The sequence below is a fragment of the Paenibacillus chitinolyticus genome (assembly GCF_045038035.1).
GTDB lineage: Bacteria > Bacillota > Bacilli > Paenibacillales > NBRC-103111 > Paenibacillus_F > Paenibacillus_F chitinolyticus_A.
In genome coordinates this window covers 3828841-3843382 of the sequence record NZ_CP173427.1, presented here as the reverse complement: position 1 = coordinate 3843382, position 14542 = coordinate 3828841, and the positions used below count along the sequence as shown (strand labels likewise).

The following is a 14542-nucleotide window of genomic DNA, read 5'->3' as shown; positions in this document are numbered from 1 at the left end:
ACTGAGATGAGCCGGTCGAATCGGCAGGTTCATGAGCAAGGTTTACGTATAAGGGAGGGGATAGCTTATGATATGGCAAATTAGCTTAGCGGTTATCGCGATTGCCTTTGTGGTGCTCGTCGTTTTTCTGGTGAAGACACTCCGGTCGGTGACCGATCTCGTTGCCCAGACCAACCAGACCATTCAGCAAGTTCAGCAGCAGGTGACGGTGGTAAGCCAGGAAGCAAACGAACTGCTTCGTCATACCAATGAGGTAAGCCTGGACGTGCGCAACAAGCTGCATGCGCTCGACAAAACCTTTTATACCATTAAAAACGTCGGGGATGTGGTAAGCGAGATTACGACTTCCGTACGCCAAACCTCGGCTACCGTAACGAATACAATGAGAAACAAAGTGGAGAAAGAGCTGAACTCTCCGAAAAGCATCGTGAACCGAATCGCGCCTCTGGTTCCGGTAGCGGTCGATATGTGGAAGAGATTGAAGCAGAGCCGCACGACGAACAGCAAAAGCGTAGCCGTCAAGTAAGACGGCTTCTTACAAAGAATAGCCCGAAGCGGGCTGGCAAAAACAAGAAAGATAAAAAAGCTGTTTCACTTGGAATTAGGGCGGGTAAAGTAAGTAGTATGTGCAGGATTATAAATGTTGGGTTATTGACTAAGGAGGACAAATAAATGGTGCAAGAAAACAAATTCCGAATGGAAAGACAAATTACAGATGATGATAACATTATTTCTTTGATCGGGGAGCTGGATCTTTCCAAGGCTTCCGAGTTTAATACAAACGTGGACCCGTTTGTGCAAGATGTGGGACGCAAACTTATTCTCAATCTTAAAGAGTTGACATACATCGACAGCACGGGAATCGGAGTTATCCTTACCATCATTAAAACCCGTCACGCTTTAAAGGCGCCTTTTGCGGTTGAGAATATCCCTCCCAAGGTCCAGAAGCTGTTTGACCTTACGGGGTTGACACCGTTTTTGTCGGCTGTAGCGAATACTGTGAACTAAGAAAGGAAAGAAAAGGGTCTATGGAATCCAAAAATCGTACTGTGAGTTTAACGCTGCCCGCGGAAGCTGAATACATCGATCTCGTCCGTTTGACGCTCTATGGAATCAGCTCCAAGATGGGTTTCTCTTATGAAGATATCGAAGATATGAAAGTCGCCGTTTCGGAGGCTTGCAACAACGTTGTGGTTCACGCTTACGAGCCGGGCCAGGGCGGCAAAATGGAAGTTCATTTCGAAGAGGTGGACGGCGGCATTAAAATTATCGTGCAGGATCAGGGTCTTAGCTTTGACCATGTCACGAAAGTGGGTTCCGCCGACTCTTTGCACAACAAATCACTCGATGAAGTGAGCAGCGGCGGCCTCGGATTATATCTCATGCAAGCCCTGATGGACGATGTAGAGGTGAAAGGGGATCATGGGACTGTAGTTATTTTAACGAAGCTGGTCAGCAAAAGTGAGGAAATGGTATGAAATTACAATCCGAGAGGAAAGAGATGGAGCATATCCATGATCTGATTCGACAGTATCAGGAAACCGAATGCAATGATATCGCTACCTCTTTGCTTATTCAATACGAGTCTACTGTGAAAATGGCCGCAGCGAAGATGTCCCGCAACCGTCCGGATCTGTATGAAGATCTGATCCAAATCGGGCAAATCTCCCTGTTGAAGCTGTTTAAGCAGTTTGACCCTTCTCACGGTGTGCAGTTCGATGCTTATATGATGAAGAGCATTATCGGCCACATGAAGAATTATCTTCGTGACAAGTCCTGGTATATTCAGGTTCCGAGACGGATTAAAGAAAAAGGATTTCAGATCCAGCAGGCGATCGATCATCTGACGATGCGGCTGGAGCGATCACCCAATGTGAATGAGATTGCGGAAGAGCTGAGTCTGACTGTCGAGGAAACGATTGAAATTTTGGCCGGACGTGAATGCTATCATTATGTATCTTTGGACATGCCGCTTTCAACGGAAGAGAACGGGTCGACAATTGGCGATGTACTGGGTACTCAAGTGGATGAGTATCTCAATGTCGACAATAAACTCGATTTGCAGGAGGCGCTGAGCCACCTCAAGCCTGAGGAGCAAAAAGTCCTGATGCTGGCTTACGTGGATGGATATTCGCAAAGAACCATCGCCCAGGATCTTGGCGTTTCTCAAATGAGCGTATCCCGTATTCAGCGCAGGGCGCTGGATAAGCTGCGCAAATATTTCGAGAAGAACAAGCCGGGTGAAGGAGCTTGACTCGTTCATACAGCTATGGAACCTGCAGAAAAGAACACGTTGTTACAGCGTGTTCTTTTTTAATGACATCATACCGGTAAAGGAAGGGTACACATGGAAGATAAAGAGCTGGAATCTTCATCGAATTGGGTTTGGCACGACCTGCATGACAAGGAGGGGGATCTCAATGTAGCGATCGATAAGCTGCCCGATGAGTTGAAGCCGCTCGTGAAACAGGCCGCAGCGGAACCGTTCGAGGCCCGTTTATATCGTAATAAAGGAAGTGAGCTGCTGGAGGGAGCTTTCTATTACGATTTTGACTCCCAATGCCGGGAAGGTACTCCGATCTTTCATTTTCTAGTCAACGAGCATCATCTGGTTACGATCAATTTCGAAGAAGAGCTGTTGGCTCCCTTTGATCCGGACTTGATCCGGGAACAGACATTGAATGCCAAGAATGCGCTTGAAGGTCTTTTCGTTATCTTAGGTTATATTGCGGAGCGGCTGCTGCATGTTCTGACGGATTATGAGAAAAGAATGCGCCAGGTCGGGGAGCATATGAGAAAAAGAAACAATTCCAAGCTGCTGGACCGAATCCTTGACCGACGGCACGAACTGCTCGATATGACTAAATGGGTGCGTCCGCTCAAAGACACGATGATGACGACCAAAGAGTTGTTTGTCGAGAATATGGAAGAAGGCTTGGAACACCGCAGAACGAGCATCAAAATCGAGAGGATTATGACGCGGCTGAAGCTGTATACGGAAGAGGTAGAGGCTCTGCTGGCTCTGGATACGAGTATCGCGAACTACCGGGGGAATGAGATTACGAAGACCTTGACGGTCTTTACGGCCGTATTTGCGCCGCCTACGATGCTGGCGGGGATCTGGGGCATGAACTTCGAGAATATGCCGGAGTTGAAGTGGACGTCTGGCTATTATCTGGCTCTCGGTCTTATTGTGGCTTTGCCGATCATCGTCCTTGGCTGGCTGCATTGGAAGGGCTGGACGGGCGACATTATCAAGGGGAAAAGCAAAAATTCCAATCTGAAATAAACGGCCGCGCCCCGTTAGGGGCGAATCCGGCCTTTTGGATGACGGGCGGTTGTCGGAAGAAATCGTTTCAATTAGGGGGAAACATGGGTAAATAATGACCATACCCAATTAAAATGAATTCCCACTCTTATAAAGGCGGTGAGTCTTATGACAGTCAAATATACGATCGACTGTGAAGGCAGCGAGATTCTGGTTCGTGAAGTTGACGGAGCAACTTATCAGCTTTGTATACGTGCTAGTACGAACCCGCTTGGCAATGGGAATGTTTTGGAAACGTATTCAGAATTCTACCGTGCGGTCCGTGCAGCCGATCATTTTTGTGAAACCTACGCCAAGGCGAAAGAAAACGGATTTTACCTGCAGGAAACTTTCCTGGTAAAGCCGGATAAACATCCGATTCCGGTCAGTAAAATTCTGAACGAAGAAATGCAGAGGGAGCAAGTGAATGCACTCTTTGCGTAATAAAAATAACGACAGTCCGGGGCAGAGCATCTGCTTCCGGGCTGTTTTTTTAGGTATAAAGGGAAGGCAGGATGGCTGCCTACACAATGTAGCCGTAAATAAAAGACCGCCCTGAGCCGCGGTAGCCGGCTTGGCAGTCTTCGTTTTATTTATACATATCCACGTAGGATACGAGCTTCGCGATAAACTCTCCGATGATCGGCATGGATAAGAACTGGGAAACGATCCAGCCGAGCAGAGCGACTACAACCGTCGTACCGATCGTCAGCCCCAAGCCTCTGGCCAGGCCGGCAGTGAAATTCGTTATAATCCGCTTGCGCGGATTAAGATAATTTTCGATCACATCTTTATACTCGGAGCGTTCCAGGATGGTAGCAAGGCGTTCCAGCGCCAATTCCTTCCGGCTCGGTTCCTGGGAAGGAATCGGTACCTCTCCAGGGACTCGGCGCTCACGGGTGGGAGAAGAATGTCTCATACGGAATGCACCTCTTTCAGTCAGTTTGAACGGCTCCTGGGCGGCTTTCGCCAAAACAGCCAGCTCTCCGCAGAGAAGCTGGCTGCCGATGCTCGGAACAATTCCAATGGGTGGTTCCCGAAGCGGTTTAGTTCATCGGTTTATTGGACTGGTCCATGCTGTTCAGCATTTGGTCCGTACGCTCTTCTTTCATGTCTTTCACATTGTCGAGAGCGCGGTTCGTGGAATTCGCTGCGCTGGTTACCAAATCTTTCGAACGGTCAACCAGATTGCTGGTCTGTTCGTTCACACGGCTGGCAACATCCGCAACTTTCGTTTTGGCGTCGGATGCGAGTTCTTGACCTTTCGCCATCCATTCGGAATATTTGACCGAGAGGTCTTCCCTCATTTCACGGCCTGTTTTAGGGGCAAGAAGAAGGGCGGTGATCGCGCCTACACCTGCACCTACCAGAGTACCAAGCAATACGCCATTACCTTTGGATTCGTTAGACATATGATCCATCTCCTTTACCTGAATATGATTTTTTTAAAACACAAGATACATTTATAGAAATGTGTGAAGTGTTTCCGCGGGTTAAGCATTGGTGCGGTGAAAAGCGCGGCTGGCAAGGCCGATCAGGAAAACGAATAACGCCGCTCCGATAATAGCCGGTATGACAGAGAAGCCGCCGATTTCGGGACCCCAGCTGCCGAGAAGCAAAGAACCGAGCCACGCTCCGACAAAACCGGCCAGCATGGATCCCAGTATGCCTCCGGGCATATTGCTTCTGACGATCGCGTCGCCGATAATCCCGATGACTACGGCCATTATAATGGTAATAATGAAGCCTATCATGGTTCCACTCCCCTTTATCTTGTTGATTCTGCCGTACTTTTTTCTACCCGGCAGCGAACGAGATGAAACAAATGGAGTTTGAACGAATTCCGTTTTTATCCGATTATTCGAAGCTGCCCTGATCCTTCATGACCGTCTGAATCGTCTCGATAAAGGCGTCCGCCGCCTTCGACAGGTAACGTCCCCGCCTGTGGGCGATAACCAGCGTCCGGGAGGGATGATTCCGGAGCGGAAGGTGAACGGGAGAAAGCTCGCTGCGGGTTCTTTTGGCGATCAGATAAGGCACGAAGGCGATGCCCATTCCCGCGGCGACAAGAGACTGGACCGTCTCCATGTTGGAACTCTCAAAGACGATATTGGGGGTGAAGCCGGCTTCCTGGCACAGGGCGACGTTGATTTTACGGAACCCCTGGCCTTTTTTGAGGGCGATAAACGCTTCGTTTTCCAGCTCGGAGATTGTGACAGGCTCCCCTTTTTCCATGTGCCGCTTGGCAAGAGGATGGCTTGGCGGAAAGGCGATGACGATTTCTTCCTCCAGAAGGTGGGAGTAGACGAGCGAATCTTCCTGCATGGGGAGAGCGAGCAGGGAAATGTCCGTTTGGCCGCTGGTCGTCAGTTTTTCCAGATTGGCGGAAGTCTCCTCGACGAGAACGACCTCGATATCCGGGTAGGCGGCCTGGAATACGGGCAGCACATAGGGCATGATCGTAGAGCCGGTGATCGGCATGCTTCCGACAACGAGCTTGCCCTTCTTCATCTGGGAGATATCTTCCATCTCCTGCTTCAACTGCTCGAGCGAATCGAGAATGGCCTGGGCTTTATCTACAAAAATAGAACCGGCGTGGGTCAGCTCTACGGAGTTGGTGCTGCGCTGGAAAAGCAGAACGCCTATTTCGCGTTCGAGCTTGGACAACTGCTGGCTGAGGGAAGGCTGGGCGATATGAAGCTTTTCGGCCGCCCGTGAGAAGTTGCGCTCCAGGGCGATTTGTACGGCATATTGCAGTTGGCGAAGTTCCATATGTAGGCTCCTCTAATTATTGGTTTTACCTATGAAGGTTATAGTTATTATATCTTGGAACAATGAAGAAAGAAATGATAGCATAAGATTATCAATTTCATTAACGGAATCTTTATCTGGGGTGAGCGACATGAGCAAAAAAACATTATTCGAAAAAATTTGGAATAACCACGTGATTTACCAGGAAGAAGGAAAACCGAGCATTCTGTACATCGATCTTCATCTTGTGCATGAGGTTACTTCTCCGCAGGCTTTCGAAGGACTCCGTCTAAGCGGACGCCAGGTGCGCCGTCCGGAGCTGACTTTCGCCACAATGGACCACAACGTGCCTACGAAAGACCGTTTTAACATCAAAGACCCGATTTCCAAACAGCAGATCGACACGCTTTCGCAGAACTGCCGCGATTTCGGCGTTACCCTGTTCGACCTGAACCATGTGGATCAAGGCGTTGTCCACGTGATGGGTCCTGAACTCGGCTTGACTCATCCGGGCAAGACGATCGTTTGCGGCGACAGCCACACGTCCACGCACGGTGCTTTCGGCGCCCTGGCGTTCGGGATCGGCACAAGCGAAGTCGAGCACGTGCTTGCCACCCAGACGCTGCAGCAGGCGAAGCCGAAGACGCTGGAAGTCCGCGTGAACGGCGCCCTGCCCGTAGGCGTGACCGCAAAGGATCTTATTCTGGGCATCATTGCCCAGTACGGAACGGACTTTGCGACAGGCTACGTTATCGAATACACGGGCGAGGCGATCCGCGAATTGTCCATGGAAGAGCGCATGACCGTCTGCAACATGTCGATCGAGGCCGGCGCGAGAGCGGGACTCATCGCTCCGGACGAGACGACGTTCGAATACCTGCGCGGCCGCCAGTACGTTCCGCAGGATGCGGCGTTCGACCAGGCGGTCGAAGCCTGGAAGCTGCTGACTACGGACGAAGGCGCGTCCTACGACCTCGTCGTTGATTTCGACGCCGCTTCCCTCGTGCCGCAAGTTACCTGGGGCACGAGCCCGGGCATGGGCACGGGCGTCACGAACAGCGTGCCTAACCCGCAGGAAATGGCGACGGAGAACGAGCGTAAAGCGGCCGAGAAGGCGCTTGAATATATGGGCCTTGTGCCCGGAACACCGATGACGGAGCTTACCGTCAACCGCGTATTCATCGGCTCCTGCACGAACGGCCGCATCGAGGATCTGCGTCGTGCAGCGGCCGTGGCGAGCGGCTACAAAGTCAATGCGAACGTCAATGCTATCGTCGTTCCCGGTTCGGGCCGCGTTAAGCTGCAGGCCGAGAAAGAAGGCCTCGATAAAATCTTTATCGAGGCGGGCTTCGAATGGCGCGATGCGGGGTGCAGCATGTGCCTCGCCATGAATCCGGACGTTCTCAGCCCGGGCGAGCGCTGCGCGTCCACATCGAACCGCAACTTCGAAGGCCGTCAGGGCCGCGGAGGCAGAACGCACCTTGTTTCTCCGGAGATGGCCGCAGCAGCGGCGATCGAAGGCCGCTTCACGGACGTGCGCGGCTGGACGTACAAAGTGCCGCAGGAAGCGTAACCAGAACGAGATAACAGGAAGCGAGGAAATCATTCATGGAAGCATTCAAACAACACACCGGACTCGTCGGACCGGTTGACCGTGTCAACGTAGATACAGACGCTATCATCCCTAAACAATTTTTGAAACGCATCGAGCGCACCGGCTTCGGACAATTTCTGTTCTTCGAGTGGAGATTCACCGAGGACGGCCAAGTAATCCCGACCTTTGACCTGAATAAGCCGCGTTACCAGGGAGCTTCCGTACTCATTTCGCGCGCTAACTTCGGTTGCGGATCTTCCCGTGAACACGCGCCATGGGCGATTCTCGATTACGGCTTCAAAGTCGTCATCGCACCTTCTTATGCGGATATTTTCTACAACAACTGTTTCAAAAACGGCATTCTGCCGATTAAGCTGAGCGAAGAACAGGTGGAAGAATTGTTCCAGCGCACGGCGAAGCACGAGGGTTACAAGCTCAATGTCGATTTGGAAAGCAAGACGCTGACCGACGAGTACGGTCTGAAAATTGATTTCGATCTTGACGAGCACCGCCGCCAATTCCTTCTTCAAGGGCTTGACGACATCGGGCTGACGCTGCAGCACGCGGATAAAATTTCCGAATACGAAGCGCAGCATCAAGAACGCCTTGCACTGAATCTGTAAACGGCGTGTCCGACTCTTTACCAATAGCCGTTCCCTTCCATAGGGAACGGTTTTTCGCCGTTTTTCCCTTTTCCAATATATCTCTTTAAATCTATCAAACTGCCTCAAAAAAGCCGATATACAAGGTTATTAGGCGAAATAGTGCAACTTTTGGCATTAAACCTGCGTCTAACTCTATGTTCGGCGCCGTCGAATCTATGCTCTCGTTGTCCGACCGTAGCATAATTTGGTAGAATAGAGAAGAGGCGGGCAACTCGGTGAGAAGAGACGAACGCTGAAAAATAAGTGTAAGAGGTGTATGATGAAACTTTGGTCCACTGTCGCCACGCTGCTCATGATCGCTCTGCTCCTGCCCTCATTGGCTTTCGGTGCAACGTCCCCCCCAACCGCTAAAATCGTGCTGGACGGGAAGACGCTGACAACCGAAGTGGACCCGCTCAACGTGGATGGTAATGTGTTGGTTCCGATTCGGCAAATTTTCGAGAAACTCGGCGCCAAGGTGACCTGGGATCAGTCGAAGCAGACCGCGACTATTGTTCGTGACAGCATGAAGATCCAGCTTACGGTCGGGGACCGCAATCCGGTCGTCAACGGAAGCAGGGCTGAACAACTTGAGGTCGCCCCGATGAACGTGAAGGGCAATGTGCTCGTTCCCGTTAGGTTCGTCGGACAGAAAATCGGCTACGATTTCAAATGGGTACAAGAAACCAGCACAGTACAGATCTTCCCGAAGAGCGGACAAGGCTCCGGTGCGGGAACACCGCCCACAACGCCGACTCCGACACCGACACCAACGCCGAATCCCGGCCAGGTATCGGATAAGGTGCTTGTGAAAACGATCCAACTGACGAAGGATCAGCTTCTTGTCGGAACGGACAAGAAGTCTCCCCAGGCGAATGTATTCAAGCTTACCTCGCCGGACCGGATCGTCATCGATCTGCCGGGTACGGAGCTTGACGCTTCGCTCGCCGCCAAACTCGTCAACAATGTCGGAGAAGCCCCTTCCCTGCATCCGATGGTGGAGAAGGTAAGATTTTCGAATTTCGACAACGATCCGGCTACCGTAAGAATTACGCTTGACATGAAAGCGCAAGCGGATCTTACGATCAGCGCCGCAGCGGGACAGGCTAACCTGCTCGTTGGAGTTTTGAAAGCTCCGGAACCGGGTAAAACCAAATACAAAGTCGTTATTGACGCCGGTCACGGCGGAACCGATTCAGGCGCGGTTTCCCTGACTAATAAGAAAGAAAAGGATTTTGTACTGGCCGTAGCGAATAAAGTAGCGAAGCTGCTGGAGAAAGAACCGAACATCCAGACCTATATGACACGTTCCACGGACACTTTTGTCACACTGAAAGGCCGTTCCGAATTTGCCAATAACCTGGATGCCGACCTGTTCCTTTCGATCCATGCGAATAAGGCGACTCCGACAGCCGGCGGTACCGAAACCTTCTATTACGAGCGTGCGGACAGCAAAGCCTTCGCGAACGTCGTTCAGAAGCATTTGCTTGAAGCAACCGGGTTTAAGGACAGGGGCGTTAAACCCGGCGACCTGCACGTCGTAAGAGAAACGAAGATGCCGGCAGCGCTTGCCGAAGTCGGATTCCTGTCCAACGCGCAGGAGGAAGCCCTTATGTACACGTCCGCTTTCCAGGACAAAGTCGCGGCCTCTTTCGTAGCTGCCATCAAAGAGTATTTGAAGATTTCGTAATAAGCAAGGAGTGGGTGTAGCATGAAGAAAAAACTATGGGTACAGGGAATCGTGGTAGGCTCTCTGATATTGGCGGTCGCTTCAGGCTGCGGCCAGAAGCAGCAGCCTCTGGCAAGCAATAACGGAGGTTCCACACCGGATCCGGTGCAAACCGTCAGCCCTTCACCTGAACCGACTATTTCCGTAAAGCCGTCACCATCTCCTACACCGGAGGCTAAACAAACTGAGATTAAAGCTTATTACAGCGATCCGGATCTTACGAAGCTGGTAGAGAAGAACGTCAAAATTTCTTATAAAACCGAAGGGGACAAGTATAAATCGGCCCTGGAAGCTTTGAAGAAAAGCGACGATACCCAAGCCGTACCGCTTTTTAAAGACGTGACGTTCCAGTCGGTTAAGTTCGAGAAGGACGAGCTTAAGCTCGACCTGAAATTGGGCGAAGGCGCACAGCTCGGCTCCGGTGGGGAACAGTTTTTCCTGGATGCCCTGAAGAAAACGGTGTTCCAGTTCCCGGAAGTGAAAGCTATCTACATTACGAAGGACGGCGGACAGGTGGAATCCCTGATGGGCCATATGGATCTGCCTTACCCGATTAAACGCCAATAAAGAGAGAACGTGCAATCGAGAGGAGAACACGGGCAAGCATGAAAACGAATAAAACCGCAATGTTGCTGGCAGGCGCTTTGATCGCCTCCAGCATTTCTTTAAGTCCGGCTTATGCGGACAACAAGACGACCGATACTTCGGCATCTACACAAGCTGCCCTTGCAGCGGAGCTTAAAAAGAATTTTCCCGACGTGGTGAACACTCACTGGGCTCTGAGACATATTACTAAACTCGCGCTTGAAGGCATTGTGGAAGGCGACGAGAAAGGTAATTACCGTCCGGAAGCTTCCGTCTCCCAGCAGGATGTTATTATCATGGCCGTCCGCACACTCGGACTTGAATCCAGCATCAGTGAGAATACGTCTTACAATCTCCCGCTGAAAGTGGACACGTACGCCCAGAAATATGTAGCCGCCGCCATTGAGAAGAAACTGATTTCCGTGGATGAAGAAAAGGACGGCTCGAAAAACTGGGGCAGCAAGCCCGCTTCCCGCGAATGGGTGGCGAAGCTGACGATCCGGGCGATCGGACAGCAGGAAACGGCTAACGGTCTTGCGGACGATACCCCGGCTTTTACCGATCTGAAGAACATTTCCAGTTGGGCCAAGCCGTACATTAGCGCGGCTACCGTGCTGGGAATCGTAGACGGCTTTGAAGACGGAACTTTCCGTCCGAAGGGTGAAGTCACCCGCGCCCAGATGGCTACGTTCCTCAGCCGTGCCGAGCGTCACAGCAAGAACTTGTCTTCCCGCGTCGTTCGCGGTTACGTGAATCATGTCAGCGCGGATAAGATCAGCATTTTCGACGAGAAGGGGAAAACCACTTCTTACAAATTGGCGCCGGAATCCGTTTTCTATGGAAACAAGAACGACAATCCGATCCAGCCTTCGGAGCTCGCTTACACGTATCAGGTTTCCCTTGTTCAACAGAGCGGAACGGCTTATTATGCCGAGATCCTCAAAGACGAAGACCGCTCCGAGAAGATTAAGGGTACGCTGCTTAACGTGAAGGACCGCAAGCTTACGCTGGATAATTTCGAAGCGTACGAAATCGGCAGCGGAGCTTTGGTGCTTGATGCCAAAGGCCAGGAAATCAGCCTGTCTTCGCTCGTCGTGGGAAGCAAGCTGGAACTCCGCCGCAACTCCATCACGGGAAGCAAGGAATACAGTCAAGTCGTTGTCCGTGAAGTTCCCGTGAACAAAACGTCCGAAGGTACGGTTCAGAGCGTGAACGGAGACACCGTAGCGGTCGTGGACTTGACGAGCGGACAATCGGAGTCCTACACGCTGGCCAAAAATCCGACGATCGTAGATGCGGATAACCGCCTCGTGGACAAAACCGCGATCAAAGCGGGAGACGCCATCTCCTACACGATTGAGAACAGCCAGATCACGCAGGTCAAAATCAAAACAAGAACCGGTGTCAGCAAAACGGTTAAAGGTACTTTCTCCAGCTTGAGCGGGGATAAAACGGGTATCTTCTACAAGGAGACGGACGGCAGCTTCGGCGCCGGCAAACTATCCGCCAACGTACAAGTGGTGATCGACGGCGTAGGTTCCCCGAGTCTCTATGACCTGGATGAGAATGACGAGCTGTCGATGGATATCGCGAACGACCAGATCGTGAAAATCACCGTGACGAACCGCTCGATTTCCAATCTTTTGTTCGCTACGTTTATCCGTTTCGATTCGAAATACAATCAGCTGAACGTTCAGCATGCGGACGGAACGCCGGGTGCGTACACGATCTCGGATAATACGGTCGTTACGTACGGCGGGACGTCGATGTCGTTTAAAAACTATCCGGGCTTCGCTTCTCTCTTCACGGAGGGCAAGAAGGTCGACCTGAAAGTATCGAAGAACAAGGTGACGGCGATTCAGCTTTCCCTTGACGTCAGCGGTACGATCACGCAAATCAACACGGTAGCCAACGAAATGTCGATCCGTGCGAACAACGGACAGTCGTTTACATTCAAAATGTACTCGCCGGCCGTAGAAATTCCGAACAAAAGCGGCGCGACCCTCACCGATCTTAAAATCGGGGATCTGGTAACGGCATCTCTCGATTACAGTCAAGCGGGCGTAACGAAAGTAGTCGTCGACCGTTCCACGCTCGTGAAGGTTCAGTATGTAAACAGCTCCCAGCAGGTTACGGCCGTGGACGAGCTTAACAACGGCCTGACGTTTACCCTGAAAGACACCAAGATTGTCAAAAGCGACGGCACGTCGGCGACAGCCACGGACATTTTGCCGGATGACTATCTGTACGTGACGTATAAAGGCGGCAGCGTCGTAAGAGCGGAGATTGTAGCCCCTTCCCGCGGAAAAGTGACGAATGTGGATTCCGTCAACGGCACGCTGACCATTCAGGAGCCTACGGGCAAAATCCAGCTTTACACCATCGGCACGGATGCGGTGGTTAAGAACGGGACAACCCTGATCGGCCTGAATGCGATAAAAACCGGAGATCGCGTGCAAGTGATTAAGCAGTCGAACGGAAAAATCAACGTACAGTTAGCCGCTGCGATGACCAAGACGTTCAACAGCTACGAGTACGCGGTGAACCAAATCCAGTTCGATGCGGGCGGCTCTACCGAGCGCTACAATATCCACCGCAGCGCCTACTATCACAAAGGCACCGAAACCCTCACCGCTTCCTCTTTCAACAAAGGAGAGACGGTAACGGTTTACATCGTGGATAACAAAATCATCGAAATGGAAAAGTAAGGATTGCCTGACCGTCCTCCCCGTGGGGGCGGTTTTTTCTTTGTCCAAAACTTTTTGAAAAATGTTCGCATTTGTTTGCATCCTTCCATTGCAACCTGACAAACATTCCGCTACACTTGTAAAAGGAAAACGGGGAATTGAAGAAGAGGTACTCATGAATCAGAAGGTAAGGCACATTTTGGACACGATTGGTGAAATGTTTCCAGACGCGCACTGCGAATTAAACCATTCGAATCCGTTTGAGTTAACCATTGCGGTGCTTCTTTCCGCCCAGTGTACAGACGAAACCGTGAATAAAGTCACCCAGACGCTGTTTCAAAAATATAAGACGCCGGAAGATTATTTAGCCGTCCCTCTGGAAGAGCTTGAGCAGGACATCCGACGCATCGGTTTGTACCGCAACAAGGCGAAGAACATTCAGAAGCTGTGTCAACTCATTCTCGAACGCTACGACGGCCAGATTCCGACCACGCACGAACAGCTGGTTGAACTGCCCGGTGTAGGCCGTAAAACGGCTAACGTAGTCGTCTCCAATGCTTTCGGGGTCCCCGCAATCGCCGTCGATACTCACGTGGAGCGGGTGTCAAAGCGGCTTGGGCTGGCGGGCAAGGACGATTCCGTACTCGAAGTCGAGAAGAAATTGATGCGAAAAGTGCCTCGCGAGGAATGGACCTTGACGCATCACCGGCTTATTTTTTTCGGAAGGTACCACTGCAAGGCGCAATCGCCGAAATGCGATATTTGCCCACTGCTCGATATCTGCCCGGAAGGAAAAAAACGTATGAAAATCAAGAAAGTAAGCAAAACTAGTTAAAAAGAATGTGTAGTGAGGGATGAGTAGAAATGAAATGCATAGCTGTTTACACGAAAGATTTTGAACTATTTTCCGATTTGTACGAAACAATCATGAACACACCGCTCTCCGAAAACGAAGAAAAAGAAATTCAAGGCGTTATCGTCAGCGAATCCGGCGAAGTGCCTGAGAACTATCTCGAAAAAATGAGAACGAAACCGGAAGTGGTTGTCATGAAAGTGAAAGAAGGCGACATTACCATCCTTCAACACGGCGACGTTTTTGAAATCTTCCTTCCGGAAGAAAAAGAAAGCGCAGTGGTTTCCTAAACCGCTGAGCTCCGCACCAACCGGGCTTCCAAGCAGGTTACCCGTCTGTCCGCCAGGGACGCGCCGATATTTCGGCGTTGTTTTCCGTGCGCGACGGACGGG

At 51.2% G+C, this 14542-nt stretch carries 17 protein-coding genes; 13 read left to right on the top strand and 4 right to left on the bottom strand.

The features are described 5' to 3' along the window. The first annotated feature begins 67 nt into the window (after positions 1–67). The 6 genes from ACI48J_RS17100 (at position 68) to ACI48J_RS17075 (ending at position 3751) form a co-directional block, all read left to right on the top strand. A complete protein-coding gene (locus tag ACI48J_RS17100) occupies positions 68–526 on the top strand; it encodes a DUF948 domain-containing protein (RefSeq protein WP_009675468.1) in 459 nt (152 codons plus the stop codon). Between the two features lie 146 nt (positions 527–672). Further along, a complete protein-coding gene (locus tag ACI48J_RS17095; RefSeq protein WP_405079434.1) occupies positions 673–1008 on the top strand; it encodes an STAS domain-containing protein in 336 nt (111 codons plus the stop codon). Between the two features lie 20 nt (positions 1009–1028). Continuing rightward, a complete protein-coding gene (rsbW, locus tag ACI48J_RS17090; RefSeq protein WP_218229859.1) occupies positions 1029–1478 on the top strand; it encodes an anti-sigma B factor RsbW in 450 nt (149 codons plus the stop codon). Further along, positions 1475–2254: a sigma-70 family RNA polymerase sigma factor gene (locus tag ACI48J_RS17085; RefSeq protein ID WP_103995048.1), complete on the top strand. Its 780-nt coding sequence runs from the start codon at positions 1475–1477 to the stop codon at positions 2252–2254. The genes rsbW and ACI48J_RS17085 overlap by 4 nt, the downstream gene beginning before the upstream one ends. Before the next feature lie 93 nt (positions 2255–2347). Continuing rightward, positions 2348–3289 carry a magnesium transporter CorA family protein gene (locus ACI48J_RS17080; protein WP_405079432.1) on the top strand — a complete coding sequence of 314 codons (942 nt, stop codon included), beginning with the start codon at positions 2348–2350 and terminating at the stop codon, positions 3287–3289. Between the two features lie 147 nt (positions 3290–3436). Continuing rightward, complete coding sequence (locus ACI48J_RS17075) at positions 3437–3751, top strand: hypothetical protein (protein WP_217556338.1); 315 nt, start codon at positions 3437–3439, stop codon at positions 3749–3751. 145 nt (positions 3752–3896) lie between these two features. On the opposite strand, the gene ACI48J_RS17070 is transcribed toward ACI48J_RS17075, so the two are convergent. The 4 genes from ACI48J_RS17070 to ACI48J_RS17055 form a co-directional block, all read right to left on the bottom strand. After that, on the bottom strand, positions 3897–4226 hold the full coding sequence (locus ACI48J_RS17070) for a DUF5665 domain-containing protein (RefSeq protein WP_326053215.1): 330 nt from the start codon (positions 4224–4226) through the stop codon (positions 3897–3899). A gap of 127 nt (positions 4227–4353) precedes the next feature. Then, entirely contained in the window at positions 4354–4719 is a 366-nt protein-coding gene (locus tag ACI48J_RS17065) for a YtxH domain-containing protein (RefSeq protein ID WP_405079430.1), read from the bottom strand. Between the two features lie 81 nt (positions 4720–4800). After that, positions 4801–5061, bottom strand: a complete 261-nt coding sequence (locus tag ACI48J_RS17060) for a GlsB/YeaQ/YmgE family stress response membrane protein (protein WP_009675502.1) — start codon at positions 5059–5061, stop codon at positions 4801–4803. Positions 5062–5164: 103 nt separating this feature from the next. Then, positions 5165–6079 carry a LysR family transcriptional regulator gene (locus ACI48J_RS17055; protein WP_405079428.1) on the bottom strand — a complete coding sequence of 305 codons (915 nt, stop codon included), beginning with the start codon at positions 6077–6079 and terminating at the stop codon, positions 5165–5167. 130 nt (positions 6080–6209) lie between these two features. Here ACI48J_RS17055 and leuC point away from each other — a divergent pair, with 130 nt between their 5' ends. The 7 genes from leuC (at position 6210) to ACI48J_RS17020 (ending at position 14440) form a co-directional block, all read left to right on the top strand. Then, a complete protein-coding gene (leuC, locus tag ACI48J_RS17050; RefSeq protein ID WP_405079426.1) occupies positions 6210–7631 on the top strand; it encodes a 3-isopropylmalate dehydratase large subunit in 1422 nt (473 codons plus the stop codon). Positions 7632–7666: 35 nt separating this feature from the next. Beyond that, positions 7667–8275 carry a 3-isopropylmalate dehydratase small subunit gene (gene leuD, locus ACI48J_RS17045; protein WP_326053222.1) on the top strand — a complete coding sequence of 203 codons (609 nt, stop codon included), beginning with the start codon at positions 7667–7669 and terminating at the stop codon, positions 8273–8275. Positions 8276–8573: 298 nt separating this feature from the next. Further along, complete coding sequence (locus tag ACI48J_RS17040) at positions 8574–9986, top strand: N-acetylmuramoyl-L-alanine amidase (RefSeq protein ID WP_405079425.1); 1413 nt, start codon at positions 8574–8576, stop codon at positions 9984–9986. Between the two features lie 21 nt (positions 9987–10007). Then, a complete protein-coding gene (locus tag ACI48J_RS17035) occupies positions 10008–10592 on the top strand; it encodes a GerMN domain-containing protein (protein WP_405079423.1) in 585 nt (194 codons plus the stop codon). Between the two features lie 38 nt (positions 10593–10630). Further along, positions 10631–13318, top strand: a complete 2688-nt coding sequence (locus ACI48J_RS17030) for an S-layer homology domain-containing protein (protein ID WP_405079421.1) — start codon at positions 10631–10633, stop codon at positions 13316–13318. A gap of 154 nt (positions 13319–13472) precedes the next feature. Further along, positions 13473–14132: an endonuclease III gene (gene nth, locus ACI48J_RS17025; RefSeq protein WP_042228337.1), complete on the top strand. Its 660-nt coding sequence runs from the start codon at positions 13473–13475 to the stop codon at positions 14130–14132. Positions 14133–14161: 29 nt separating this feature from the next. Further along, a complete protein-coding gene (locus ACI48J_RS17020; protein WP_009675599.1) occupies positions 14162–14440 on the top strand; it encodes a hypothetical protein in 279 nt (92 codons plus the stop codon). Positions 14441–14542: the final 102 nt, after the last annotated feature.

Excerpts from the sequence above, each read along its gene's own strand:
- ACI48J_RS17100 (WP_009675468.1), top strand. The coding sequence starts at position 68 with ATGATATGGCAAATTAGCTTAGCGGTTATCGCGATTGCCTTTGTGGTG.
- ACI48J_RS17095 (WP_405079434.1), top strand. The coding sequence starts at position 673 with ATGGTGCAAGAAAACAAATTCCGAATGGAAAGACAAATTACAGATGAT.
- rsbW (WP_218229859.1), top strand. The coding sequence starts at position 1,029 with ATGGAATCCAAAAATCGTACTGTGAGTTTAACGCTGCCCGCGGAAGCT.
- ACI48J_RS17085 (WP_103995048.1), top strand. The coding sequence starts at position 1,475 with ATGAAATTACAATCCGAGAGGAAAGAGATGGAGCATATCCATGATCTG.
- ACI48J_RS17080 (WP_405079432.1), top strand. The coding sequence starts at position 2,348 with ATGGAAGATAAAGAGCTGGAATCTTCATCGAATTGGGTTTGGCACGAC.
- ACI48J_RS17075 (WP_217556338.1), top strand. The coding sequence starts at position 3,437 with ATGACAGTCAAATATACGATCGACTGTGAAGGCAGCGAGATTCTGGTT.
- ACI48J_RS17070 (WP_326053215.1), bottom strand. The coding sequence starts at position 4,226 with ATGAGACATTCTTCTCCCACCCGTGAGCGCCGAGTCCCTGGAGAGGTA.
- ACI48J_RS17065 (WP_405079430.1), bottom strand. The coding sequence starts at position 4,719 with ATGTCTAACGAATCCAAAGGTAATGGCGTATTGCTTGGTACTCTGGTA.
- ACI48J_RS17060 (WP_009675502.1), bottom strand. The coding sequence starts at position 5,061 with ATGATAGGCTTCATTATTACCATTATAATGGCCGTAGTCATCGGGATT.
- ACI48J_RS17055 (WP_405079428.1), bottom strand. The coding sequence starts at position 6,079 with ATGGAACTTCGCCAACTGCAATATGCCGTACAAATCGCCCTGGAGCGC.
- leuC (WP_405079426.1), top strand. The coding sequence starts at position 6,210 with ATGAGCAAAAAAACATTATTCGAAAAAATTTGGAATAACCACGTGATT.
- leuD (WP_326053222.1), top strand. The coding sequence starts at position 7,667 with ATGGAAGCATTCAAACAACACACCGGACTCGTCGGACCGGTTGACCGT.
- ACI48J_RS17040 (WP_405079425.1), top strand. The coding sequence starts at position 8,574 with ATGATGAAACTTTGGTCCACTGTCGCCACGCTGCTCATGATCGCTCTG.
- ACI48J_RS17035 (WP_405079423.1), top strand. The coding sequence starts at position 10,008 with ATGAAGAAAAAACTATGGGTACAGGGAATCGTGGTAGGCTCTCTGATA.
- ACI48J_RS17030 (WP_405079421.1), top strand. The coding sequence starts at position 10,631 with ATGAAAACGAATAAAACCGCAATGTTGCTGGCAGGCGCTTTGATCGCC.
- nth (WP_042228337.1), top strand. The coding sequence starts at position 13,473 with ATGAATCAGAAGGTAAGGCACATTTTGGACACGATTGGTGAAATGTTT.
- ACI48J_RS17020 (WP_009675599.1), top strand. The coding sequence starts at position 14,162 with ATGAAATGCATAGCTGTTTACACGAAAGATTTTGAACTATTTTCCGAT.